General features: G+C 35.8%; 26 protein-coding genes and 1 pseudogene. 1 reads left to right on the top strand and 26 read right to left on the bottom strand.

From position 1 onward, the window contains the following. Positions 1-5 precede the first annotated feature (5 nt). From P2Q73_RS05890 to gmk, 12 genes are all read right to left on the bottom strand, one after another. Positions 6-662, bottom strand: coding sequence for a thiamine diphosphokinase (locus P2Q73_RS05890; protein WP_053590017.1), 657 nt, complete (start codon positions 660-662; stop codon positions 6-8). Next, entirely contained in the window at positions 659-1,327 is a 669-nt protein-coding gene (gene rpe / locus P2Q73_RS05885) for a ribulose-phosphate 3-epimerase (protein WP_056829233.1), read from the bottom strand. Before rpe ends, P2Q73_RS05890 begins: the two co-directional genes overlap by 4 nt. Positions 1,328-1,330: 3 nt before the next feature. Continuing rightward, entirely contained in the window at positions 1,331-2,212 is an 882-nt protein-coding gene (gene rsgA / locus P2Q73_RS05880; RefSeq protein WP_275784908.1) for a ribosome small subunit-dependent GTPase A, read from the bottom strand. An 11-nt stretch (positions 2,213-2,223) separates the two neighbouring features. Continuing rightward, positions 2,224-4,221, bottom strand: coding sequence for a Stk1 family PASTA domain-containing Ser/Thr kinase (gene pknB / locus P2Q73_RS05875; RefSeq protein ID WP_275784904.1), 1,998 nt, complete (start codon positions 4,219-4,221; stop codon positions 2,224-2,226). 2 nt (positions 4,222-4,223) lie between these two features. Beyond that, positions 4,224-4,961 (bottom strand): Stp1/IreP family PP2C-type Ser/Thr phosphatase, encoded by a 738-nt coding sequence (locus P2Q73_RS05870; protein ID WP_275784902.1) that lies wholly within the window; start codon positions 4,959-4,961, stop codon positions 4,224-4,226. Positions 4,962-5,277: 316 nt separating this feature from the next. Beyond that, the gene (rsmB, locus tag P2Q73_RS05865) at positions 5,278-6,642 is read right to left on the bottom strand and encodes a 16S rRNA (cytosine(967)-C(5))-methyltransferase RsmB (protein WP_275784899.1); all 1,365 of its coding nucleotides are present in this window, start codon (positions 6,640-6,642) and stop codon (positions 5,278-5,280) included. Further along, complete coding sequence (gene fmt, locus P2Q73_RS05860) at positions 6,639-7,580, bottom strand: methionyl-tRNA formyltransferase (protein WP_056829222.1); 942 nt, start codon at positions 7,578-7,580, stop codon at positions 6,639-6,641. Before fmt ends, rsmB begins: the two co-directional genes overlap by 4 nt. Then, on the bottom strand, positions 7,577-8,071 hold the full coding sequence (gene def / locus P2Q73_RS05855) for a peptide deformylase (RefSeq protein ID WP_275784895.1): 495 nt from the start codon (positions 8,069-8,071) through the stop codon (positions 7,577-7,579). Before def ends, fmt begins: the two co-directional genes overlap by 4 nt. A 25-nt stretch (positions 8,072-8,096) precedes the next feature. Further along, entirely contained in the window at positions 8,097-10,508 is a 2,412-nt protein-coding gene (priA, locus tag P2Q73_RS05850) for a primosomal protein N' (RefSeq protein ID WP_275784892.1), read from the bottom strand. Further along, the gene (gene coaBC, locus P2Q73_RS05845; RefSeq protein ID WP_275784889.1) at positions 10,505-11,713 is read right to left on the bottom strand and encodes a bifunctional phosphopantothenoylcysteine decarboxylase/phosphopantothenate--cysteine ligase CoaBC; all 1,209 of its coding nucleotides are present in this window, start codon (positions 11,711-11,713) and stop codon (positions 10,505-10,507) included. Before coaBC ends, priA begins: the two co-directional genes overlap by 4 nt. Positions 11,714-11,937: 224 nt before the next feature. Next, entirely contained in the window at positions 11,938-12,162 is a 225-nt protein-coding gene (gene rpoZ / locus P2Q73_RS05840) for a DNA-directed RNA polymerase subunit omega (RefSeq protein ID WP_053590027.1), read from the bottom strand. After that, positions 12,163-12,783, bottom strand: a complete 621-nt coding sequence (gmk, locus tag P2Q73_RS05835; protein ID WP_053592156.1) for a guanylate kinase — start codon at positions 12,781-12,783, stop codon at positions 12,163-12,165. Between the two features lie 359 nt (positions 12,784-13,142). On the opposite strand from gmk, the gene P2Q73_RS05830 reads away from it, so the two are divergent. Then, on the top strand, positions 13,143-14,828 hold the full coding sequence (locus P2Q73_RS05830) for an Rqc2 family fibronectin-binding protein (protein ID WP_056829212.1): 1,686 nt from the start codon (positions 13,143-13,145) through the stop codon (positions 14,826-14,828). 905 nt (positions 14,829-15,733) lie between these two features. Here the strand turns inward: P2Q73_RS05830 and P2Q73_RS05825 are convergent. The 14 genes and pseudogenes from P2Q73_RS05825 to P2Q73_RS05765 form a co-directional block, all read right to left on the bottom strand. Beyond that, positions 15,734-15,937, bottom strand: a complete 204-nt coding sequence (locus tag P2Q73_RS05825) for a hypothetical protein (RefSeq protein WP_275784884.1) — start codon at positions 15,935-15,937, stop codon at positions 15,734-15,736. Between the two features lie 145 nt (positions 15,938-16,082). Continuing rightward, positions 16,083-16,391: a hypothetical protein gene (locus tag P2Q73_RS05820; RefSeq protein ID WP_275784883.1), complete on the bottom strand. Its 309-nt coding sequence runs from the start codon at positions 16,389-16,391 to the stop codon at positions 16,083-16,085. Positions 16,392-16,454: 63 nt separating this feature from the next. Next, positions 16,455-16,658, bottom strand: a complete 204-nt coding sequence (locus P2Q73_RS05815; protein ID WP_275785194.1) for a hypothetical protein — start codon at positions 16,656-16,658, stop codon at positions 16,455-16,457. Continuing rightward, positions 16,642-16,917: a T7SS effector LXG polymorphic toxin gene (locus P2Q73_RS05810; RefSeq protein WP_275784882.1), complete on the bottom strand. Its 276-nt coding sequence runs from the start codon at positions 16,915-16,917 to the stop codon at positions 16,642-16,644. The genes P2Q73_RS05815 and P2Q73_RS05810 overlap by 17 nt, the downstream gene beginning before the upstream one ends. Positions 16,918-17,426: 509 nt before the next feature. After that, positions 17,427-17,819 carry a hypothetical protein gene (locus tag P2Q73_RS05805; RefSeq protein WP_275784878.1) on the bottom strand — a complete coding sequence of 131 codons (393 nt, stop codon included), beginning with the start codon at positions 17,817-17,819 and terminating at the stop codon, positions 17,427-17,429. Further along, positions 17,816-18,022, bottom strand: a complete 207-nt coding sequence (locus P2Q73_RS05800) for a hypothetical protein (protein ID WP_275784875.1) — start codon at positions 18,020-18,022, stop codon at positions 17,816-17,818. The genes P2Q73_RS05805 and P2Q73_RS05800 overlap by 4 nt, the downstream gene beginning before the upstream one ends. 223 nt (positions 18,023-18,245) lie before the next feature. Next, on the bottom strand, positions 18,246-18,731 hold the full coding sequence (locus P2Q73_RS05795) for an antitoxin YezG family protein (protein WP_275784872.1): 486 nt from the start codon (positions 18,729-18,731) through the stop codon (positions 18,246-18,248). A gap of 2 nt (positions 18,732-18,733) precedes the next feature. Then, positions 18,734-19,465 (bottom strand): DNA/RNA non-specific endonuclease, encoded by a 732-nt coding sequence (locus P2Q73_RS20405; protein ID WP_481747142.1) that lies wholly within the window; start codon positions 19,463-19,465, stop codon positions 18,734-18,736. Between the two features lie 606 nt (positions 19,466-20,071). Beyond that, a pseudogene (locus P2Q73_RS20400) lies at positions 20,072-20,656 on the bottom strand (ribonuclease YeeF family protein); the annotation flags it as partial. Between the two features lie 620 nt (positions 20,657-21,276). Further along, positions 21,277-22,929 carry a M20/M25/M40 family metallo-hydrolase gene (locus P2Q73_RS05785; protein ID WP_056829206.1) on the bottom strand — a complete coding sequence of 551 codons (1,653 nt, stop codon included), beginning with the start codon at positions 22,927-22,929 and terminating at the stop codon, positions 21,277-21,279. Positions 22,930-22,965: 36 nt separating this feature from the next. Further along, positions 22,966-23,688: an amino acid ABC transporter ATP-binding protein gene (locus P2Q73_RS05780; RefSeq protein WP_082460832.1), complete on the bottom strand. Its 723-nt coding sequence runs from the start codon at positions 23,686-23,688 to the stop codon at positions 22,966-22,968. Further along, positions 23,663-24,358: an amino acid ABC transporter permease gene (locus P2Q73_RS05775; RefSeq protein ID WP_053592157.1), complete on the bottom strand. Its 696-nt coding sequence runs from the start codon at positions 24,356-24,358 to the stop codon at positions 23,663-23,665. Before P2Q73_RS05775 ends, P2Q73_RS05780 begins: the two co-directional genes overlap by 26 nt. Positions 24,359-24,644: 286 nt before the next feature. Continuing rightward, positions 24,645-25,469 carry an ABC transporter substrate-binding protein gene (locus tag P2Q73_RS05770; RefSeq protein WP_056829202.1) on the bottom strand — a complete coding sequence of 275 codons (825 nt, stop codon included), beginning with the start codon at positions 25,467-25,469 and terminating at the stop codon, positions 24,645-24,647. Positions 25,470-25,500: 31 nt separating this feature from the next. Next, entirely contained in the window at positions 25,501-26,247 is a 747-nt protein-coding gene (locus tag P2Q73_RS05765) for an SDR family NAD(P)-dependent oxidoreductase (protein WP_056829200.1), read from the bottom strand.

Here is a 26,247-nt window from a genome sequence, read left to right as displayed (position 1 = left end):
CCCTTTTAGTCGCTGCTTCTTATCATTAAACATATGCCAGCAGTAAAAGAGATAGTACCAATTCGTCCACTTACTTCATTACTAGTAAATTTGGAATTGCCAAATGAAATATTTTCTTTGGTAACTTCATACAGAAAGCCTCTAAGAGAAATATTTTCAACTGTTTCACCGTACGAAAAAAAAGAAATATATTTAAAATGTGAATCAGGTTTAATTTCATGTATTCCAGGTAATAAAAAACGAATAATATTTTGCTTATTACGTATGTAGAAAACAATTTCCGGATAGTTCATTTGAAAGCGTATCATATCATGTAAAACTGCTTCATAATGATCGAGTCTCCCACCAGTTACCGCTGTTAAAATAATGTTATCCGGTTTATATTCTATAGCTCGCAGTATTGCTATGTGTGTATCTGTTTCATCCTTCTCGGCTTGTAAAACTGTCACTTTTTCAACCGTTGATTCTAATAAATGAAATTCTTCTTCTTTTAATGAATCGAAATCACCAATAATTTCATGTGGCGTTATTCCATTTGTTAATAAATGAAGAGCTCCGCGATCAGCACCGATAAAAAAAGTATCTTCTTTGGAAAAAGGAAGTTGTTTAAAATCAACAACTTCCTCTACTGGACCTCCTGAGCAAACGATGACCGTTTTCATTTTACTGCTACACTTAAACCGGCTTCTTTTATTGCTTGTAAAGCCTTCCCTTTATCCTCTGCATTATAGATGGCAGAACCAGCTACAAATATCGTAGCTCCTGCCTCTACACAAGGAATAATCGTTTCTTCATTTATTCCGCCATCAATCTCGATTTCGATCGCTAAATTTCTTTCTTTCACGATATCTGCCAATTGTTTTACCTTTGGCACAACTGAATGAATAAATTTTTGACCTCCAAAGCCTGGGTTTACTGTCATAAATAAGACCATGTCTATATCCTCTAAAACATGTTGAATCGATTCAATTGGAGTATGTGGATTTAACACGACTCCCGGTTTTACGCCAAAAGAACGAATCAATTGAATCGTACGATGTAAGTGTGGACTTGCTTCTACATGAACCGTAATATAATCCGCACCTGCTTTTGCAAATGACTCAATATATTGATCGGCATTTTCAATCATTAAATGTACATCTAAAGGGAGCTTCGTTAAAGGTCGTAATGCTTCCACTACAATTGGTCCCATCGTAATATTCGGAACAAAATGACCATCCATTACATCTATATGAATAAGCTCAGCACCTGCTTTTTCTACTTCTAACACTTCTTCTCCCAGCTTTGCAAAATTAGCTGCTAGTATTGATGGGGCAATTTTAACCATAATTTAGTACCTCGGCTTTCTTTCCACTATTTCATTAAAAAATTGTAGATAATGTTTATATCGATAATCTTTTATGCTTCCTGATTCTACTGCATTTTTTACTGCACATTTTGGTTCATTTACATGCAAACATGCTCTAAACTTACACTCATCCTGAATTTCTACGAACTCTGGAAAACATCTTGATAGTTCTTCTTTTTCCATTAATTCAAACTCAAAAGAGCTAAAACCAGGGGTATCAGCGAGTAAGCCACCACATACCTCTATAAGTTCCACATGTCGTGTCGTATGCTTTCCGCGTCCTAAAGCATCCGAAATTACACCAGTCTTTAAGTTAAGTGTAGGTAATATCGTATTTAAAAGCGTAGATTTACCTACACCGGATTGGCCGGCAAGCACCGTAGTCTTTCCTTCTAATAGAGGAGTAATTTTGTCGTCAAATTGCGGGTCATCTTTAAACGTCATTAAAACCTTATAGCCAATTTGTTCATATTCTTTTATATATTGTTCGATTGTTTTCTCCATCTTTTCATCTAGTAAATCACTTTTTGTTAAACAAATAATTGGTTCAATGTGAAATGACTCCAATACTACTAAAAAGCGATCTAATAAGATTGTATTAAAGTCTGGTTCCTTCACAGAAAAAACTAAAATTGCTTGATCAATATTGGCGATAGGAGGACGAACGAGACTGTTTTTTCGTTCGTGAATGACCGTAATTGTTCCGTCATTATCCCCTTCCACCTTATAGTCAACAATATCTCCTACTAACGGAGATTCTCCTCTATTGCGAAATACGCCTCTTCCTCGACAAGTTATCATTTCTCCATTGTCATAAACATAGTAAAATCCACTTAATGCTTTTCTTATTTGACCTGTCGGCATCCGTAACCTCCCTATTTTACATCCTTATAATCAATCGTTTCTTGTGCAAATATTGTGTTACCTACTTCTATCCGATATGCAGCTTTTTGTCCTTCACTTATTTCTAGCTTAATATGTTTTTCTACTGTTTGAGTTAATACGAACTCTTCAATAGGTACGGCCATTGTACGTGTTTTATCTTGCACATAGATTCTTACAACTTGTTCTTCTTGGGTAGGTTGCTCTTCATCTTCTTCTCCCTCAACCCCACCCTCCTCTTCTTCCGTGTTTGGAGGCTCGTAAGGGATCGTCACCGTTTTTACTACCAATTTTGTAGAAGCAGGTTTTGGTCCATCTGAGACCACAACCTCTATCGTACTTCCAGGCGCAACTTTTTTGTTTGCTTGAGGTTCTTGACTAATCACATTACCTTTTTGGATGGTATCGGAATACTTCGAACCTGCTATTTTTATTTTAAAACCAGAAGATCTCTCATAATCCTTTAATGCTTTTTCATTCCAATCAGTTAAGTCACTTACTGTACGTAAATCCAGTCCCTTACTAACAGTAAATATTAAATCTGTTTCAGATGGAATAATTTCAGTTCCTGATGGTGGATCTTGTTCAATAATTGTCCCAATTGGCTGTTCCGAAAATTGCTCTTCGGGTTTAATAGAACGTAATCCTTGATTTTGAAGTAATTCTGTTACTTCATCAATATTTCTCCCTCTATAATCGGCAATTTCAGAAGTTTCTTTTCCTGATGAAACGAACAAATCTATTTTTGTTTCTTTTTCGCGAAGTTTCCCTGCTTCCGGTGAGGTTCGAATAACATTCCCTTCTTCCACCTCATCGGAAAACTCTAATATCTCTTCACCTACCACGAAACCTTCCGCTTCTATTTGTTCAATAGCAGCTTGTACATCTAAATTTGCCACATCAGGCACTTCTACTTTATCTGGTTTAAATAGTCCAGGGAAGAGAATGACAAATAGTAATGCTAGTAGTAGAACACCTGCTATAACCCCAGTTATAATTTTCCACTTTTTTATCTTTTTCTTTGGAACGTTCTTATCCAACTTAGTTGGTGCAACAGGTATTTTTTTTGTTTCTGAAACCTCTTCAAAAGGAATCGGCTCTTTAATAACAGGTAAAACCTTCGTTGCGTCGTTGTCGACAGCTATTACAAATTTAGCTTCATCTGCTCGTTCTGGTGACAAGGCAGTTGCTAAATCTTCTTCCATTTCCTCCGCAGAATGGTATCGATTATTTGGGTCTTTAGCAGTTGCTTTTAGGACCACATTCTCCAAGCTTTGTGGGATGGAAGGAATAATCGAACGAATGGACGGAGTTTCAGTTTGCAAATGCTTTAATGCAATGGAAACTGCCGATTCACCTGAAAAAGGAAGTTGTCCAGTTAGCAGCTCAAACAATACAATCCCCAAAGCATAAATATCGGAACGATTCGTAGCTGTTCCACCACGAGCTTGTTCAGGAGACAAATAATGGACTGTCCCAAGCACTGAATTTGTTTGGGTATAGGATGTTGCACTCAAAGCCATTGCTATACCAAAGTCCGTTATTTTAACTTTACCTTCTTCATCCAATAAGATATTTTGCGGTTTAATATCCCGATGAATAATATGGTTGTTATGCGCATTAGCAATGGCAGATGTTAGCTGTCTCATAATCGTTACTGTTCTTACCGGAGAAACTGGTGCATTACGTTGTATGTATTGTTTTAATGTTTCACCTCTAACATACTCCATCACGATATAGTGAATATCTTCATCTTCACCGACATCGTATATATTCACTATATTTGGGTGTGTGAGGCTGGTTGCAGATAATGCTTCACGTTGAAAACGACGACGTAATTCCTCTTCGTTAGAAAAATCGTAACGAAGTACTTTTATGGCAACGTCACGATCCAATATCATGTCATGCGCTAAGTAAACGTGGGACATACCTCCGCCGCCTATCATTTCTAGCAACTTATATCTGCCACTAATTCTTTTTCCTATTAACATCCTCACACCTCCTCACTATTATTAGATAGTATTATTAAAGAAATATTATCTTCTCCACCTGCGCGATTTGCTTCTTCTACAAGCTCTGCACCTTTTTCGGCTAAAGACGTATTTGAGTATAGAATGGAATGAATGAACGGTTCACTTAATTTATTGCTTAGTCCATCTGTACAAAAGAGAAAATAGGAATTCGGTTGAAATTCTACTTCATGAAAATCTGGTTGAATTGTTTGTTCTGTTCCAACTGCTTTCATAAGAACATTTTTCTTCGGGTGCGTTTGAGCTTGTTCCTCACTTATTTCACCTGAGTCGATCAATACATTTACATAAGAATGATCTCTCGTAATTCTCCCAATACCGTTCGGTAAAAGTTCATATACGCGGCTATCTCCTACATGAGCAATAATTCCTTTATTCTGTTCAAATAATCCAGCAATGAGCGTAGTACCCATTCCCTCACAACCTTTATTGACGGTTGAATGTTTAACGATTGCCTGATTAATCGACTGAAACGTATATGTCAACCAGTCTTTAGCCTTTACAATGGAAGGGTTATATGCCGCAAAGTATCTTTTGAACTCGGATATAGCTATTTCACTTGCGACATCACCAGCATTGTGACCACCCATACCGTCCGCCACTACCGCTAAAATGCGCCCATCGGAGCGAACAAATACGTCCGCCCGATCTTCATTTACCGTTCTTCTCATTCCAACATCCGTTTTAACAACAAACTCCATTTACTCCTTCACCTCTTTAAATGAAATGAAAATTATCTTTGCCATTTATCGGCATAGTGGGCGTCTTAAGCTTTCTTTACAAATAAGAAACTATAGACATTTCTAAATTGTAACTTTCCAGACTCCAGCACCTTTCCTCTCCAAGTCCAATGTGAAATTACTGTCCTTGGCAATCTCGTCGCAAACTAAAACAATAAAACCGTTTGCGATGGCTGAAGACCTGCCTCCTATGGCCGCTCGAGGCGGGTCATGACTGCTTTGCCACAGAAAGTGGCGTACATTGAAAAACTTCCAATTCCCTCATTTCCTTGTTGGGTCAGATAGAGGTGCTTCCGCTTTTCTTAAATACGGATACAAAAAAGCCGTCACTTCTTAAATCTTGTGGGAATAATTGAAGCATTCCGTCTTGCTGGTTGTCTTTGATGTTTTTAATAACGTCTGGAAAAGCTTGTAGTTGCATATCTGGGTGTGCCTCTAAAAACAATTTGGCGGTTCCTTCATTTTCTTCTCGATCTACTGTACAAGTACTATAAACTAATAAACCATCTTTCTTCAAAAGTTTATAAGCTTCTTCTAACAAGTTCAGTTGAATCGGTTTTAACGATGCAAAATCTTTTTCATTTTTAGTGTACTTAATATCTGGTTTACGCTTCATCACACCTAAACCACTGCATGGTGCATCTACTAAGATTCGGTCAAAAGACTGTTCAGGGTATTCCTCTGATGCTTTTCGCCCATCCTTTTCTACCGTTTCGATAAAGCTAAAGCCCAATCTGTCAGCATTTTCTTTTACTAGCTTTAGTTTATGCTGATGGATATCCATTGCTATGAGCTTTCCGGTATTTTTCATCTTTTCAGCAATATGCGTTGTTTTCCCGCCTGGTGCGGAACACATATCTAAAACGGTCATACCTGGTTCAACTTGAAGTGCATACGCTGGAATCATGGAACTCTCGTCTTGAATTGTTACAAATCCCTTTTGAAAAGCAGTAGTTTTTGCAGCTTGAGCATTATACAAATAAATACACTCTGGGATAACTTCGCTTTGTGCAACAACATATCCTTCTTGTGTCATTAAGTGAAGAACTTGATCCACTGTACGCTTAAACAAATTTACTCGAAGCGTTGTCACAGGAGGCTCATTATTTTCTCTCAACATGTTAGCAGTTGTTTCAAAACCATATTCAGATATAAAACGCTTTACCATCCAAAGAGGGTGACTTGTTTCAACAGATAGTCGTTCTACTTCATCTTTTATTTCTTCAGTAGATCGAACGCCTTCTCTTAAAATAGAACGAAGAATACCATTTACTACACCTGCTATACCTTTATGACCTCTTTTTTTCGCAATATTCACTGCCTCATTTACAGCCGCATGGTCTGGAATACGAGAAAGATATTGAATTTGATATAGAGAGAGGCGAAGTAACTGTAAGACCCAGTCTTCCAACTTTCCTTTGATGAACGGTTGTAAATAATAATCCAGCGTCATTTTGTATTGAATTGTTCCATACGTTAACTCTGTCAATAACGCACGGTCCTTATCTTCAATATTATATTTTTCGATTGTTTGATGTAATAATAAATTACTGTATGCCTGTTGCTTCTCAACTGCCATTAATATTGTGAGTGCCGCATCTCGAACATTACCAACCCAAATTTTTTCTTGTTTTTTTGTCATTCAAATTTATCCCCTATTCGCAATTTCGAACCTACGCCACGCAAATAATCTACTACGGACATTTTCTTTTTTCCAGCTGGCTGTAATTCATCTATTCGAATTGCTTCTTCAAAGCCTGTTTGAACAACAAAATAATCCGATTCCACTTTCACAACAGTTCCTGGTAGTTCCTTCGTTTTCACTTGCATAATGTCTGCTTTCCAAATTTTTACCGATTGTCCTTCAAGTGTTGTGTACGCAACTGGCCAAGGGTGCAGACCACGAATTTGATTGTGTATTTCTTGTGCTGATTTGTTCCAGTCAATTCGTTCTTGCTCACGCGAAATATTTTTTGCATATGTCACAAGAGACTCATCTTGTTTCACTCGATTATTTGTTTTCGAAATGATAGATGGTAACGTTTCTTTTAATAAATCAGTACCTACTACACTTAATTTATCAAACAGAAGTCCAGTATCATCTGTATGGCTTATTGTGACTTCACGTTGTGCAATAATATCTCCAGCATCTAGCTTTTCTTCCATATACATAATTGTTACACCTGTTTTGTCCTGCCCATCTATAATCGCTTGATGAATAGGCGCTCCACCACGATATGCAGGTAACAAGGAAGCATGAACATTAATACAGCCAAGTTCAGGAGCATCTAGCAACTCCTTTGGTAGTAATTGACCAAATGCAGCAGTGATAATAATATCTGCATGCAATGCTATAATTTCCTGTAATTCTTCCGACCCTTTCAGTTTCGTAGGCTGGATAACAGGAAGTCCTAGCTTAACCGCTTCTTCTTTTACAGGGGGAGCAGTTAACACTTTTTTTCTTCCGACTGGACGATCTGGCTGGGTGACAACAGCTAACACATCATAGCCTTCCTCTACAAGCATGCGTAAAATGGGAGCCGAGAATGTAGGGGTCCCCATGAAAATGATTGATGTCATAGTTGTTCCTCCTCTAGCTCTTTCTCTACTTCTTCCAAATCCACATAACGAATGATTTTGGATGTAAATAAAACACCATGTAGATGATCAATTTCATGCAAGATGGCTCTTGCTTCATAATCCTCTGCTTCTAATTCATATAATGCACCGTCTCGGTCTTGCGCTTCTACCTTTACATAAAATGGACGTTCCACTTCCCCATAAATATCTGGAAAACTTAAGCAACCTTCCACTTCAATCTCGGAACCGCCAATTTCGACTACTTCTGGATTGATCATTTCAATGACTTCTTGCCCTTCGCCAAGGTCCACAATTGCAACTTGAATTGTTTCCCCTACTTGAGGAGCAGCTATTCCGATTCCATCTGAAGCGATCATCGTGTCGTACATATCATCTAAAAGTGTTGCTAGCTCCTGATCAAATACAGTAACCTCTTTACATTTTGCTGTAAGAATTTCATTTGGGTGTGTAACAATTTCTCTTATTGCCATTTCTTTTTTCCTCTTTTCAAACCGCCTATAAAATTGTGGAAGGATCTAGATCAATCGATAAGATAATACCTTTTTTCATCCACTCTGTACGATATATTTTTATTAATTGCTGTAGTTTTTCAATTAAAATTGGTTCTTTTTTGTATTTTATCAAACATTGGTAACGATATCTATTTTGTATCTTACTGATAGCACATGCTGTTGGCCCAACAACCATTGATTGATCAGATAAATTGGCTCTTAACCAATCCGTTGCAAGCTTCGCATATTCGGATGCAAGCATAACATTCTCATGCGTTATTTGAACTAACGTCAAATAATAAAATGGTGGGTATTCATACTGTTTCCGAACGAGCATTTCTTTATGATAAAAAGGTTCATACAATTGAGCTTTCGAAAGTTCTATTGCGTAGTGCTCCGGAGTGTATGTTTGAATATAAACTTTTCCTTCTTTATCGTGTCTGCCCGCTCTTCCGCTAACTTGCGTCATCAATTGAAACGTCTTTTCAGCAGCTCGAAAATCAGCTAAATGCAAAGTAGTATCAGCATTTAGAACGCCTACCAATGTAATGTTTGGAAAGTCTAAACCTTTTGCAATCATTTGCGTTCCAAGCAAGATGTCTGCCTCACCATCACCAAATTGCTTTAAAATACGTTCATGGGAACCTTTTGTTCTAGTAGTGTCTACATCCATTCGTAGAACTCTTGCAAAAGGAACCAATCTCGCAATTTCTTCTTCTACTTTTTGTGTACCAGTACCAAAAAAGCGAATATGTTCACTTGCACATTCGGGACAAATTGTTGGAACTGGTTCCTCATGTCCACAATAATGGCATTTAAGCTGCTCTCCCGCACGGTGATAGGTCAAGGAAATATCACAATTCTTACACTCCACGACTGTTCCGCAGTCACGACATAATACAAAGGAAGAAAAACCTCGTTTATTTAAAAACAATACGATTTGTTCTTTTTTATCGAGTTTTTCCCTAATCGCATCTGCAAGCTCAACACTGAACATAGAGCGATTACCATTTTTCAACTCCAATCGCATATCCACAACATTCACGGTAGGTAAAGCTTGTTCTTTTGCGCGTGCTTTCAACGTTAACAACGAATATACACCCTTTGAAGCGCGAGCATATGACTCAAGTGATGGAGTAGCGCTCCCTAATATAACAGGGCAATGATGAAACTCGCTACGCCAAATTGCCACGTCTCTCGCATGATATCTTGGGTTGTCTTCTTGTTTATATGTAGATTCATGCTCTTCATCTAAAATTATGACACCGAGATCTTTAAAGGGCGCAAAAATGGCAGATCTTGCACCAACGACAACCTTCACTTCTCCCCGCCAGATTTTACGCCATTCATCATACTTTTCACCGATCGATAAGCCACTATGCATAACAGCTACCTCATCACCAAAACGAAGTTTAAATCGGCGAGTCATTTGTGGAGTCAATGAAATTTCTGGCACAAGCATAATCGCTTGTTTTCCTTTTAAAATGGAGTTTTCGATTGCATTTAAGTAGATTTCAGTCTTCCCGCTTCCAGTAATCCCATGCAAAAGGAACGTCGTGTTTTCCTTATGATTTTGTGCATGGTTAATCTTTTCAAGTGCAACAGCTTGTTCCTCTGTAAGCTGGAAACGTTGGTCCGTGTCATGATGTTCTAATGTGGTAATCTCTCGATAAACCTCTTCTTTTTCTAATTCTAAAATACTTTTTTCAATGAGCGCTTTCACTACATTATTATTTGCGTTAACTGTTTCTTTTAGTTCTTCCATTGTAAAAGAATCTTGTACTTGGATTAATAACCATTCCATTAATTCTTTTTGTTTGACGGCATTTTTTGCTAGGTTACTCATTTGGTTTTGAATGTATTCTTTAGTAGCTATGACCTTATATTTTGTAATCGTCTTTGCTTTCGCGTGCTGTTTTATGACTGTTTCCAGTTGAACGCTACCTTGTGTTAAATATTTTTTCATTTGATGTAAATAACCAGCTTTTTCAATTACCTCGTAAGAAATAATGTCCTTTTTTCCAAACAGGGCTAAAAAGGGTTCTTCCACTGCATTCGAATTTATCAGCTTAATATTTTTCTTATATGTAGCTCGTAAAGCCGCAGGAAGCATAACTTGAAGTGCATCTATTTCATAGCAAAGTGTTTTATTGGTCATCCATTTAGATAACTGTAACAGTTCTTCCGTGACTACTGGCTCTACATCAATAATAGATTGAACCTCTTTTAGCTTGGAAGTATCGATATCTGTTTGTTCTTTAATGTTGGTAATAAAACCTTGTACTTTTCGATTTCCAAAAGGAACATGAACCCGGCTCCCTCTCTCAACGAGATCCTTCAATTCCTCAGGAACAATATAATCAAATGGTCGGTCAATTGGGTAAGCAGAAACATCAACTATAACTTCTACTATCATTTAGGCTCATCTTTTTCGAGTTTGATAATGGTTTGAAGCAATTGATGAGCTAGCTCCTGTTTATTTAAATGAGGAAAATGCATTTCCATATCATGTTTACCTACTAAAATGACCGAATTCGTATCCGTTCCAAAACCTGAACCTGCCTCTGTCACATCATTCGCGATGATATAGTCTGCATTTTTCTTTTCCAACTTACCTTTTGCATAATGAAGTACATCATTCGTTTCTGCAGCAAACCCGATTAACAATTGGTTTGTCTTTCTACTGCCAAGCTCCGCAAGTATATCCGTTGTTCGCTCTAATACAATGGTAGACTCACCAGGTTGTTTTTTCATTTTTTGATTATGTACTTCTTTCGGTTTGTAATCCGCTACAGCAGCTGTTTTGATAACGATAGAAGCTGTATCAAACTCTTTTAGAACGGCATCAAGCATTTCTTTCGCACTTTCCACCGGGATAAGCGTTACATTGCTTGGGGTATCTATACTTACTGGTCCAGATATCAAAATAGTTTCTGCTCCTAATTTAGCAGCTGCTTCTGCCATTGCGTAGCCCATCTTGCCGCTGGAAAAATTCGTTAAGAAGCGCACAGGATCAATTCTTTCTCTCGTAGGTCCGGCAGTCACTACAACCTTTTTCCCTTTTAACGGTAACTCTTTTGGAACAAAATATTCTTCTACCAGTTGAACGATTTTCTCAGGCTCCTCTAAACGCCCTTTTCCAACGTAACCACATGCTAAAAAACCTTCAGAAGGTTCGATAAATGAATATCCGTCTTTTGAAAGTTGATCGATGTTTCGTATAACCGCAGCATTTTCATACATATGCACATTCATTGCTGGTGCTATCCATACGTCAGCAGTAGTAGCAAGTAAAGTGGTAGTTACCATATCGTCTGCTATTCCGTTTGCTAGTTTCCCAATAACATTTGCAGTAGCCGGCGCGACAATAACTAAATCCGCCCAATCAGCTAAATTGATATGCGCAATAACACTAGAATCTTTTTCATCAAATGTATCAAAATATACATCATTTCGAGACATTGCTTGAAAACTTAAGGGTTGTACAAATTCCATCGCTGATTTTGTCATAATGACCCGCACGTCCGCTCCAGCCTGTGAAAGTTTACTTACGAGCGCAACCGCTTTATAAACAGCAATACCACCTGTCACACAAACAACAATTTTTTTTGAAGTTAACATACGCTTTTTCCCCCGATCTAAAGCTTAAACCGAATACGTTCCTTTAACTAAACAACCTCCCAAAGAAATTTATTCTTTGGGAGGTGTTTGCTTCTTCATCAATTTCGCATTGGCGTATTTCCGCCCAGATTTTGCATCCAGCCTGCTGAATAAATTTCTTTAAAAATCCAAGGCAACCGCTTTATCCTACAGTCGTTCAACCGACCTATAATGAAGTAGATATTTTATACTTCGTCCTCGTAAATTACGTTTTCACTTGATGATTCGATTGTAAGTTCACCTTTAGCTACTTCCTCTAAAGCTTTCCCAACTTGTTTATGAGAAATATATGAAGTTAAACGTTCGCCGCCTTCTTCTTGTAACTGTCGAGCTCTTTTAGAAGCTACACTCACTAACGAATATTTTGAGTCTATTTTGTTTTTTAATGAATCTACTGATGGATATAACATTTATAATTCCCCTTCCAACATGGCTAAATATCTTTTTTCAACACGTTCACGTCGACAATGCTCAGCAGCAACAATAGCATTTATTTTAGCGCATGCTTTTGTCACTTCGTCATTTTCAACGACATAATCATATAAATGCATCATTTCTAGTTCTTGTCTTGCAGCTTGAATTCTAGAATTAATCACATCTTCTGTTTCCGTTCCTCTACCGATTAGTCTTTGCTCTAATTCAGATAAACTAGGAGGGGCAAGGAATATAAATAGTGCTTCTGGCGCTTTTTCACGCACAAGTGCGGCACCCTGAACTTCTATTTCTAAAAATACATCTCGTCCAGAGTCAAGCGTTTCATTGACATAATCAATAGGAGTACCATAGTAATTTCCTACATAACAAGCGTACTCTAATAATTTTCCTTGTTCAATTAACTGTTCAAATTCTTCATTCTTTTTAAAAAAATAATCTACTCCATCTACTTCTCCTTCTCTTGGAAGTCTTGTAGTCATCGAAATAGAATACTCATAATTTGTACCAGGCTCTGAAAATAATTCTTTTCTCACTGTCCCTTTTCCGACTCCGGACGGACCCGATAAGACGATTAATATCCCTTTTTCTCTTCGCATAACGTCTCCTTCAAATACATTCATATACCGTATACTTCTTCAAATTACATACTTAACTGATTATAACACAAGTTTCTCAGAAAATGATAAGATAATAAGAAAAGCGGCAGACGCCGCCCTGCTGCGACAAGCAAATGACGGTTTCCGAGGAGGCAGTTCCTCAGCCACCACAGGAAACTGGCATTTGACCTCGAGCACACGCTTTTAGTGCGACGAGCTTGCGCAGGAGCAGCTGGCGTCTGGAGCTGGACAATACTTATTAGAAAATCATATAATTTCTTTTCTTATAAGAAAAGCACAGGCGCCGATTTATGGCGACAAAGCTTGATCGAAAATAACGTTTTGAAAGAGGACATATTATGGCTTTTGATGGTTTATTTACAATTTCAATGAAAACTGAACTACAACAATTAATAACTGGGCGTATTTCTAAAATACATCAACCGAATGCACAAGAAATTTTAATGCAAATTCGCGCGCAAGGGAAAAACTATAAATTATTATTTTCAGTTCATCCTTCTTATTCGCGAGTGCAAATTACGCATGAAACAATTGATAACCCTGCACAGCCTCCACTTTTTTGCATGGTGTTACGTAAGCATTTAGAAGGCGGAATTATCACTTCCATCCGACAACATGAAACAGACCGTATTCTCATTTTCGAAATTCAAAGTAAAAACGAAATTGGAGATGATATTACACGAGAAGTCCACATGGAAATAATGGGTCGTCATAGTAACTTACTTTTAGTTGACCCTACTCGAAATCTTATTTTGGAAAGCATTAAGCATTTATCACCTTCCATGAATAGTTATCGAACAATTTTACCTGGTCAACCTTATATTGCACCTCCCGCTCAAAATAAGCTCCATCCCTTAGAGTATTCTAAAGAACTCTTAGATGTGATTCATTCAGTTAATGAATCAAAAGAAATTGTAGATCAAATTTCTGGTTTCTCACCATTACATGCAAAAGAATTACTGTATCGATTTAATAACGGGACAGATCGGACAGAAGTTTATAAAGCATATATGAGAGAATTTGAGCAAGGTGGATCTGCAAAACAAATCGTTGAATACAACGGAAAATCGTTTTATTCTCCAAATAATTTATCTCATTTAGATGGAGATAAATTTAATGAAGAAACTCTAGGAAATTTACTAGATAGAGTTTATTTCGCAAAAGCAGAACGCGACCGTGTGAAACAACAGGCTGGAGATTTAGAAAGATGGCTTCAAAACGAATTAAATAAATTAAAACTGAAAATGAAAAAACTCCAAAAAGACTTTGAACAAGCCGAAAAACTAGATACTTTCCAATTGTATGGGGAGCTATTAATGGCAAATGCTTATGCAATTGAAAAAGGCTTAAAAGAAGTAGAGCTAGTCAACTACTACGATGAAAATGGTAAAACAGTCACTATCCCATTAGATAACCGAAAAACAGCTACGCAAAATGCACAAAGCTATTATAATCGCTACACTAAAGCGAAAACGGCATTACTGAAAATCGAACAACAATTTGAAATAACAAAAGAAGATATTGCGTACTTTGAATTACTTCTTCAACAGGTAATGCAGGCGTCTCCAACCGACATCGAGGAAATCCGAGAAGAACTAATGGAGCAAGGGTTATTAAAAGCACGTGCATCGAAAAAGAAGAAAAAACCAATGAAACCAACACCTGAAAAATTCATTGCCTCTGATGGAACAGAAATTTCTGTTGGTAAAAATAATAAACAAAATGATTTTGTCACCTTTAAGCTGGCTAAAAAAACAGACACATGGCTTCATACCAAGGATATCCCAGGATCCCATGTAGTTATACATTCAGATAATCCATCCGAAACAGCATTACTAGAAGCAGCGAATCTTGCAGCATATTTCAGTAAGGCTCGCGAGTCATCTTCAGTTCCTGTAGATTATACGGTGATTAAGCAAGTCAAGAAGCCTAGCGGTGCTAAACCAGGGTTTGTCATTTATTTTGAGCAGACTACATTGTTTGTTACACCGGATGAAGAAAAGGTTAGACATATGAAGAAATAGAAATAACATAGTGTTGGGTGGTTTCCGGTTTGCTTTGGATTGCACATTTTACTACACTATTAACTAGAGAATGATAAAAACGGTTGGAAGTTGACTGTGTCACTTCCAACCGTTTATTTCTTTTCGGTAATCCTGTGGCAAATGTACATCCGTCGCACTCCTACAACCACTATGTACATAGTAATTTAGTTCTTTTTGGGAATGAAAGAATAGATTCTAATCTAATCATAAAGAAAGCAGCCGAAGATACAATTTCGGCTGCTGTTTTGCTATTTAACAAATATTTACTTACTATTAACAGTTCTTAAGTGAAAGGTAATTGGTTTTGAAAACTATCACTCATTTGTTCCACCTCGACAAGGTGGGGGTCGCATGTTCGAGACTTGTCGGGACCATCTTTAACACAAGCCTCACAAAATACACTTCTTTTTTTACTAATTGTCAGCAATTTGCCCGCTGGATTATTACTGTAATAGTTAAAGTGACTTTGAGTGGTCTGATGAAAAATATCCGCAATATCGCTATCTGTATTCGGAATAAATGCGCATAAAATTCTAATCTAATTTTGGGATATGCATGGCCCAATCGTTTAGAAATTTTTACGATATCTACGCATGCCTGGATAATAACGGATTGTATGCGTGTCGAAAATCATTGAATCGAATATTTGCTACCTTAGCGTGCGTTGTAATACGTTTCATTCCACGAACAACATACTCGGCTCTTATAAGATTCCTTTATTTGGAACAAATATAGATATAGGGAAAGATATAGTCCGACATCAAGCTTTCCTACCACTTTATTACTAAATATAATTAAATAAAAGAATGCCAGGAGCAAAAGCTCCTGGCATTCTCTTAATTATTCTTTAGCTACCTATAAAGTCTTGTAACTAGTTAATAAATTTAATATGACCTAAAGTGTTTGTTTAGTTCACCATTAACAGGGTTTATGGAAAAATAGAAATCTGTATATAAATCATTTTCTTTTTCCCATCCAACTATAGGAATTTTAATATGCGGATGATTAGCAAATCTCGAAACACCTACTTCATCTGATGACTCAAAGCTAAATCGTATACTTCCTTCTTCGTTCAATCCTTCTAACACAGGATAAATACTCTCGTCTTCAAAAATAACTAAAATTCAACATATTTATAATCTAAAATATTCTTTTTTTTGTATTCTATTTTTTTATTATTATTTACCCAACTAATTATATTGCCCATTTCATCTATCAACAATCTCATACCTCCTATTTATTAAGTGGTACACTATCTATATATTTTAAATACTTCATTCTTAAAGGCGGAGGAACATTAAGAGCCTCTTGAGAACCGCCTCCCGGTAAATATTTATCCAATCTTAAATCTATCTGTGGTCCAACTGACCCTTCTTTTACTGGTAACTCCTTTACCACTTCATAAATGTTAACTCTGTCTATTTCAGGTTTAAAATCATACTGCACTGCTAAATTATTTCTTACGTAATTGACATCCGAGACCTCATCTATTGTTGCCCAACCACCAGGTGATAAATTATCTTCCCCTGGTGACATCGCCATATTGATTCTTGTGCCAATAGGAAGACTAGTAGACTTTGGAGTATAGTTTTCTGGCCAAGGTGATTAATCTGTTATAAGTTTAATATAACTCTCCACACTCGTTTCAACATCGGAAGATGGATTATATTCTAGAAATTCATTCCATGTTCGCTCAGAACCAATTAACTTAGAATTTTCTGGTGTTTTCTCCATTCTTATTTCAATATTATTCCAATAATCATTGTAAGTTATTTTGATGTGGCCAAATCGGTCAAAAGCGGGTTGCATGAAGCGCCAATGCTGCCCATTGATTTATTTCAAAATGGACATCGGTAAGTCCGTCTTTAAATAATCCTTCCATAGCAAGCCAAGTTTCCATCGACTGTAAATCTTGTTCAATAGGTGTCAGTGCGGTCGTCTGGCTCGCATCGAATTCAAGAAGCTGCATGACAGTGTCATCACGTTTCCTCTTAGAATTAATGACTCCCTCCTGCACTCTGCTATCATCTAAGTGGGGTAGCCCGACAATGACTCTTACTTGATCCATATAAATTTGAAGTATAATTCTCTTGCTATAATATTATATTTCCCTCCATATATTTTTTTACTAAATATCAGATGACCTAAGTTCAAGAAATTTTAAAGCAAAAAACCTTGAAAGGTTATACATATTCAAGGCTGGATTCTTTAAATGATTTTCGAAAAATATAATTTAGAAAATAATATGTCCCTACTAAGCCCGATTATAAATCTTCTGGATTAATAGGTGTTATCTCTTCAATTAACCTAACTTCACATTTAGATACACACCCAGTTATCATACTTATTTTTCATAAACCAAGTATTCTTTGGTACAATCTTCATGAGTAATTGATTTTGACTAACCTCAGTAAGATTACTTTGTGAGTGGTAGACTAATAAAATATTGCTGTTTCCAAATTATTTACATGTATTTTTTAATTATCTTGAAGACCTATTACAATCCATTCATCTACAATATCCCAGAAATTCACATTATATTCAGGCTTATCATTAGTAAACCATAATGTCGCTACATCATCGATACAGTTGTTTAAATCTATAGCAATATCCTCCCATACCATTTTCAAAAAAACCATATGTTGTAGCCATATTAATTCCTAATGGTTCTTCAAATTCTTCAAGTATTCCCCATTCATAATCCTCAAAATGAGTAGTGCGTTCCACTGGTACAAGCCCCATAGCTATACTTGGCAGATAATAAAACCCATTGTGTAACTTTTCATAGAACTCCCTAATAGATTCTGGAACATTTGACCAATCTTGTTGCATTTCTGAAATATAAATAGAATTGGTCGGTATACCACCTTCGTAATAAAGAATTTCGTCATTTTCACTCTTTACGCTGTATAGTACTGCATATTGTCCATTATTTACAATTAGTTCAAATACTAATAAATTTTCTTTCAAGTATGATCAGTATTACTCAATTCTTTTTCACACACATTATTCCATAAAGCTATTAATTTATCTTTCTTTCTAGTTTTATGTGTTTCTTTAAATATCTCTATCCATTTTTCAGGCATATTTTCCTTTTCAATATTCAGTAAGTCTATGTTAGATACAAACTCTATACTTTTTCTGTATTGTTTTAAAAAAGATAACTTATCCACCCGAAATCACTCCTTTTTATTTATCCTATTAAATTTACCTGTCATCTTTTGTATCTCAATTTCAAGTTCTTTTTCTTTTAATATCATTTTTTCAACTTTTAAAAAAGCACCTATTGCCTAAAAGACAATCAAGTGCTTTAGAGTTAGCTATATATAATAATTCTTTCCTTCTTTAAACACACGAGCATATATAGCCTTTTCTTTTTCTATCCAACTCATTTAATTAAATCGGATTATTTGGAAATTCATTATGATACTTATCAATTAATGCTTTATAATCTTCATCAGTTGGTATCTCACCTAAATATTTATATTTCCAAATAATCATCTGGTCACTAAAACTATATTCTGTATCAAACCAATTTGTATAATCATAATGTAACTTAAATTTCCCACTACTCTCTAGAGATATTGTAAAAGAATACCAAGTTTCTTGTTCATTATCTTTAAAAACCTTTCTAAGTTCCTTACTCAATTTATATAAAAGATCTTCTTTTCTCTCAAATTCATCTTCATCAATTTGATATTTGAAGGGAATTTCTAAACTATATTTATATTGTTTATTTTCAAGTGTATTATAAAAAAAGTAAGTTCCTCCCCCATTTTCTGATATTTGGGCATAAAAATAAAATTTATTCCAATCTTCTGGAATCATTTCATTAACTGTTTCAGCTATCTCTCTATATAATCTATTCATTTCCTTTTCCATTCTCAACCTCCTGCTCTATTTTCAATGGTCTTCTTAAATATTCCTTTACCTTCAATTTCATAAATTACTTTATATGAATCTGGTCTTAATGAAGTCCCAACAAAAACTGGCTTAATTTTTACAGATACTTTTTTTGGTGGAATTTCTTTCAGAGCGTTTGCCCACTCAGTCTCCATCTTGTACCACTCCCCACCAGAGCGATTAATGTGCTTATTCTGAGCAAGCAAATTATCAATATCTCCCGAACCACGAAACTGAGTTCCTATCAAGTGTCCACCATCATCATCAAACAACCTATATTCTCGACCTACTGCAACTTGCATTGCTGTGTTTCTTTTTCCTTTTCCAAGTATTAATTCTTCTGCGTTTACATCTACTATTCTACCAATTTCATCAGTTGTATATTTATAATTTTCTTCAGTTGTATAGCGTACATTCGGACCCAGTTCTTTCCTTCCATTCTTTCCTTTAATGATATGCTTTCCAAAATTTTCTCCTGTTATTTCGGTTATCTTACTATCATTACCCGTACCCTTAGCCTCAATATCCACATTCTTTATTTCAGTCTTAACATCGGCATCTCCACTTTTGATAGTAGTAGGGATCTCAGTTTTTGCTGAGGGAAAATTGAATCTAAGGGCTTTTGGCGTACCCAATTGGGAATGAGTGTTATATAAGATATCTAGTTGATTTTGAGTTTTGCCTAGTGGACTGTTGACAACATCTTGGTAAATTGGCGAATAGATGGACTCTACCTTCTCTGTACTCAAAACATTTCTAGATTGGTATAAATCGCTTCCTTTTTTAGCTAATTTCCCACCCGTACTCGCCCATCCTGCAATGGGAATCATCGCCGAAAAAGAAAGTGTCGCATTTAATGCATCCCCTCTGGCTGAATAGATAACACCATTTACGCCATCTGCTACTTCACCAACAACAGGTATAAGCCCTGCAATATCTAATACAAACTGAAAAGAATCTAATAACTTGTTTTCTTTGGGTTTGTCAGCTTTAACGGCCTCTTCTTTATATTCAACTTTGGAAACAACTTCATAGAAAATTGTTTGGCCTACAACATACTCTTTAATGAGTAAACCATTATCATACTCATGATATTTTATATTTTCCTCTACGTTTTCTTCGATAGTGTTGACTTTCTTTCCTTCAAGGGCTTGGAAAGTCGCTGCAGTAATCATTGTACCGATCAGCTTTTCCTGTTCCTCTATCCATAGGTTACTAGGATTTAAGTATACTTTTGGGAACAGCTCCGTTCTAATTTCACTTCTAAACGTCAGGACATTCCATTGGCTTTGCTCGAAGGTTATATCGCTTATACCTGCTTGAAACAGTCCTTCTATATCCCTAAGCCACGTGTTCATCGTCTGCAGATCTTGTTCAATGGGATTTAGTGCGGTTGTCTGGCTTGCATCAAATTCATGAAGTTGCATGACTGTGTCGTCACGCTTTCTCTTTGATTGGATGACTCCCTCCTGCACTCCGCTATCATCTAAGTGGGGCAGGCCGACAATATCGCTCACCTGATCCATGATACTGTTTGTCTCATCCGTTAAACTAGCGGTCAGCTGGCCGATAAAAGTTAGCCCCTGTTCCAGTTCTCCCTCTAGGAATTGTTCTAATATGTAACCGGATGAATCAGGTTCGAGTGAGTGAAGGGCTTCCTCCATCTGGTGAAGCACTTGTTTGAAATGCTCAGAAAACAACTGGAAAAAATGAAGAAATGGTATATGACACTCCTCATAAAAGGAGCGAATGGAATTACCTCCTGCTCCTTTTAATTGATCCTCCATCTGAACTAGACCCTCCACTGAACGGTGGATCGCTTCTGTTTCACTGCTTAACCTGTCTAACATAGTAATATTGCGCTGTAGCCCATCTTGAAATAAATCTACATCCAATATTTTCATAGGCCTTGCCTCATCGAGCGTTTAGAAATAACCACTTCACAATATTCTTTATTATACAATAATATCCCACAGGTGAACATTCTTCTCCCCCTCTAGTAATTCATCAATAGTTATAATATTCCATTTTTGAACAAGGAGGTAAAGATAGAAGTTATAATTTTCACAAAAATAAACCTTACGAATTAATGGGTTAAAAAAATACTATGACTCTTAAACTACATTCTAAGGAAAATTGTAGTTACATTGATAGAGTTGAAGAGGAGGTTCATTAAGTATTATCTTCTTTTAGAAAATGCGAAAAAGCACTTGTTGCCTTAAAGACAATCAAATGCTTTTTTGACTTTATAAGTATTCATGCAAATCTTATTCTTAACCTGATTCTGTAGGTTTATGGCTTGTTCACAACACTTTAATGCTAAGTGTATCTTTTTTATCGTTCTCATTTCCATAACTATTCCCTATCTATTGTTCGGTCAACAACTGTTACTATATACGAACATTAACTCTCTGTATATCCAATACATAGTGATATAAATTCTAGAAGGCTAGGTTCACTCGTTTGAGACCTATCGAGACCATACTCTAATAGAAAGCTCGACTCTTTCTGGATGAGCTATGAGTTAATTATTTAGTAATTTTTCTATCACTAAATTTGTTAAATTAGGCATTATTTCCATCGTATATTTTAATTCAGTTCTCTCATATCTATTGTGTGCATCATAACCATATGGACCTATATTAATCGCTGGAATATTCAATTCTCTAATTGCATCATAATCTACAAAATGTTTCGTTCCCCAACTTGGGTTATTACTTATAACTGACTTTATACTGTCTTCATCGTCATTTATAGCTACACAGCTCATGTCACAGATGTACGGGAAATAATTTCTTTGTACAATAGGTTTATTATAATGAGGTTGAACTTTTTCAATCGCATGATCTAAAGCTGCTAATAGATTTTTTTCTTTCTCATTTTTTCCGGTCACCTCTACGCGTGGAGAATAGAGTGAAGAATAAAAAATAACTATAGCAGGAGTCTTATCTTTTTCCCATTTCCAGGCTTCTTCAACAACTTTTGCTGAAAACATACGTACATCCAATTCTTTGTTTTCTAATAAGTTTTCTTTAAAGTTTTTCATATGTTCTTTATAACTTTCACCATGTTGTGAAATAATCGATTGTTCTAGTTCCTCAAAAAACAACACTCTAGTTTTCCATGGCAATTTTGTATATTCTTGTTCGCTGATTTCACAATATCTCTTATAGTGATTGGTCAAGTTTGTTATTACATTATTAAATGCAATTTCAGCTTGCTCCTTTAGTTTTTCAAGAACTTCTTTAGGAGACCACGATTGAACAAAGAAATTATAATATACATATGAGGCAAGAGCTGTTTGAACTGTATACGTATCTTTAAAATCAGTTTGCTTCAGAGTTACAGGTGGCATAGGGGTTTCACCTAATGATTTATCACATAGCTCAGGATTATACGCAATTTGTCTAGTTAGCTCTGCCGCAATATAATTAGGATCAAGCCCTTCAAAGCTAGAACCAACATGTGTTTCAGCACCCGTTATATAGAAAGATGGAAGCAACTTTCCGACACTACCTTTATAGATATATCTATTTTCATCACCTTCATACCTAGGTGCAACAAAATCGGAATTAATTAATGCTTCATATTCAAAGCCGTATTCTGTTTTCAATTTTTTCAAATCATTTAGACCAGATAATACTCCATGTGAGCTGTCTTCCTCATCACACTCAGCAAAGAACACAATATTGCCGTTCAACTCTTCAGGGTGTTCTGAGTAATATTTTAATAGATAATAATTACTTGCAACGCCGCTTTTCATGTCTAGTGTTCCTCTGCCAAATAACCATTCATTTGATTCCAAATGTTCTTTAACTAATGGCGGTATCTTTTCATGTTTTAATGCTTCTTGTAGATCATTAGGAAAACAGGCTTTTTCTTTCAAGCTATTATAATCATCAATTCCTACTGTATCAGTATGCCCCATTAATACGACTGTTTTATTACTGCTACCTTTTGTACCTTTTACAAAAGCAAATACGTTATATCTTTCAATCTCATCATCTACCGTTTGTGAAGTAAACACGTAGTCTGGATTTTTTTGAAAGTATGGTATGTTAGAAATTATTTTGACAAGTGATTTTGATATATCAATTTCACCTTCAGTATTAACAATACTTTCAATATTTACAAGATTATTAGTAATTTTTAAGACTTCATCATACGTATTTATCATCTAAGTCCACCCCTAATTAAATAATCAAGTTAATATTTATATAACTTGCTGTAAAAATCTTATTGTTCTAGCTTCTTTTGGAGCTTTAAAGAATTCTTTTGGATGCCCCTCTTCAATAATCTTACCGTCAGCTAACATAATCACCCTATCCGCAACTTCTTTTGCAAATCCCATTTCATGAGTCACAATTACCATTGTCATACCATCTCTCGCTAAGTTTTTCATTGTTTCCAATACTTCCCCAACCAACTCTGGATCTAATGCTGATGTAGGTTCATCAAACAGCATGATATCTGGATTCATCGCAAGTGCCCTTGCAATAGCAACACGTTGCTTTTGCCCCCCAGATAATTGGTCTGGATAATAATTAGCTTTATCAGCAAGGCCAACCCGATTTAATAATTCCATTGCTTTCATATTCGCATTTTCCCTACTTTGCTTTTTAACATTAATTGGTGCTTCAGTTATATTCCCCAAAACACTTAAATGGGGGAATAAATTGAAATGTTGAAATACCATACCCATATTTTCTCTTACGTGGTTTAAATTTGTTTTTTCAGTATCAATAAGCTCATCGTTGATACTAATTGTACCTTCATCTAATATTTCCAAAAAGTTCATACATCGTAACAATGTACTTTTTCCTGACCCGCTGGCTCCAATTAATACAACTACTTCTGATTTCTTGATTTCTAAATTTATATCTTTTAATACTTTTAAATTACCAAATGATTTAGAAAGCGACTTCAACTTTATCATGTTTTTTCCCCTTTCCAACATCCATTTTCTTTTCAAGCTTATTGAAAAGCAGTGTGAATATTAGAACTAAAATCAAATAATAAATACCCACTACAAAATATGTTTCTAGAGGCATATAATTGGATGCTTGAGCAGATAAAGCATGGTTAAATAACTCTGATACTGCAATATAGGCTACTAATGAGGAGTCTTTTAATCCAATAATGAATTGATTGGCCAACGCAGGAATAGCCCTCTTAAAGCTTTGTGGTAAAACAATCCTTCTCATCGTTGTGAAATATGTCATTCCTAAAGATCGTCCCGCCTCCATTTGTCCCTTATCAATAGATTGAATGGATCCTCGGAAAATTTCAGCAATATATGCTCCAGAATGGATTCCGAGTGCAATAGCTCCAGCTGTAAAATCGGATAGAATAAATACACTAGAAATACCATAGTACAGGAACATTAGTTGTACTATAAGTGGCATACCACGAACAATGAAGATATAAGCATTAGCAATGCTTTCTAATATTTTTATATTTGAAACCTTAAAAAAGGCAAAAAACAACCCAATAATACATGCGATAATTAGCGAAGTGATTGTTAATTTAACGGTCAATACCGTTGCTTTTAAAAATTCTATTCCATGTGTATTGAATATCGATATTATACTTTCAAAAAACTCCAAATAGATCACCTAACCTCTTTAAGTAGTATGGATTGTCTAAACGCCAAAATCTGTTCTTAATTAAAAGATATATAAAAAACATCTATATAAGCTATAGGTGATAGTGCGACAAAAAACAAAACAGCTAGATATACGGATGCGCCATCATTCTTAAAGGCATTTTAAAAATATGGTTCTACAAGATTGAATCAATACGACTCTTAGTCAAGAAAAAAAGTACTTGAAAAGTCTTAATTTTTACCTAGTATGTTAGAAACATACTAGGCACCTTTTCAATTTAAAAATTTTATTTTAATAGATCTTCGCCAAACCATTTTGTACTTATTTCTGTGTAGGTTCCATCCTCAACCATTTCTGCAATTGCTTTGTTAATCGCTTCTAGTAACACTGGGTTATCTTTATTAATGGCCACTGCAATTTCCTCGGTTTTAATAATATCTCCCAATGTTTGAATTTCTAAGTCAGACTCTTGAATCGCTGAAATACCTACAATTCTATCTGTGATTACTGCATCTAAACGTCCTGACGGAAGATCTTGTAATGCATAAATCTCACTAGGAAATTCTTTAATTTTATCAGTATATTTTTTTGCATCTTCCACGTAAGTACTAGCTTGCGTAACACCTATTGTTTTCCCCTTCAAATCATCTAAAGTTTTTATATCTTTATTTTCACTTGAGATAAACACTGTAGCTCCGGAAATATAGTACGGATCTGAAAAATCAACTTGTTTAGCTCTCTCCTCAGTAGCTGTCATACTCCCAATAATTGCATCATATTTTTTTCCTCTTAACCCCTGTATGATTGTTTCCCATGGGTTTGTTACAGGGTTTGGCTCAAGACCAATTCTCTTTGCAATTTCATTTCCAATTTCCACATCGAATCCAACTAACTTTTCATCTTCTTTATAATTTAAAGGTTTTAGTAAACCACTCATTGCAAATGTTAATTCCCCATCATTTACTAAATTCATATCTGAAGTTGCATTACTTCCTTCAGCTTCTACTTCACTTGCGGCTGTTTCAGGTGTTTCACTTGCATTTTCTTCTGCACATGCAACCATTAAAATAACTACCAATACCATTAAGAAACAGAATAATATTCTTTTCATAAACATCCCCCTTTGTTTTGTAATCCAAGTTTCAAGATAATTCCCCACCATCAATTGCGATTGTTTGGCCTGTAATATACGCCGATTCTTCAGAAGCAAGAAAGGCATATAAAGCAGCTACTTCTTTTGGATCTGCATGTCGTTTTAAAGGAATACCTGCATTTACAACTTCCAACATCTCAGGTGTGTACTCAGCCATTTGCATTGGTGTTAATACATATCCTGGACATATCGTGTTAACCCGAATTATAGGAGCCAATTCTAATGCCATCGTCCTAGCTAAAAGATTAACACCAGCTTTCGAAGCATTATAGTCTGCATAGAAAGGATGGCCCGTAACTCCATTAGTAGACGCTGTCATGAGGATAACACCCTTCCCCTGTTCAACCATTATTTTCGCTGCTGCTTGGGAAGTATAAAACACACCGTTTAAATTAATATTTAAAACCTTATTCCATTGTTCTGGCGTAATATCGAGGAATTTTGATCGAACGCTAATACCAGCATTCGCTATAAAAACGTCCACTCCACCTAAATCGTTTTTAATATTTATAAAGACATCATTAACACTTTTAGGATTACTAACATCCATTACATATCCTTTAGCAATGCCAAGGTTTTCTTCCAACGTCTTTTCAATACTTTCTGAATTAATATCTAGAATGGCTACTATTGCTCCCTCTTCTACAAAACGCTGTGCAGTGGCTAAACCTATACCACTAGCCCCTCCTGTGATAACAACTATTTTCTTTTCTAAACTACTATGTTTAGTTCCCAT

Origin of the sequence: Bacillus sp. Cr_A10 (assembly GCF_029222665.1) — a bacterium.
Lineage (GTDB): Bacteria > Bacillota > Bacilli > Bacillales_A > Planococcaceae > Psychrobacillus.
The sequence above is the reverse complement of the archived record's forward strand: the minus strand, read 5'-3'. Positions and strand labels throughout refer to the sequence as shown.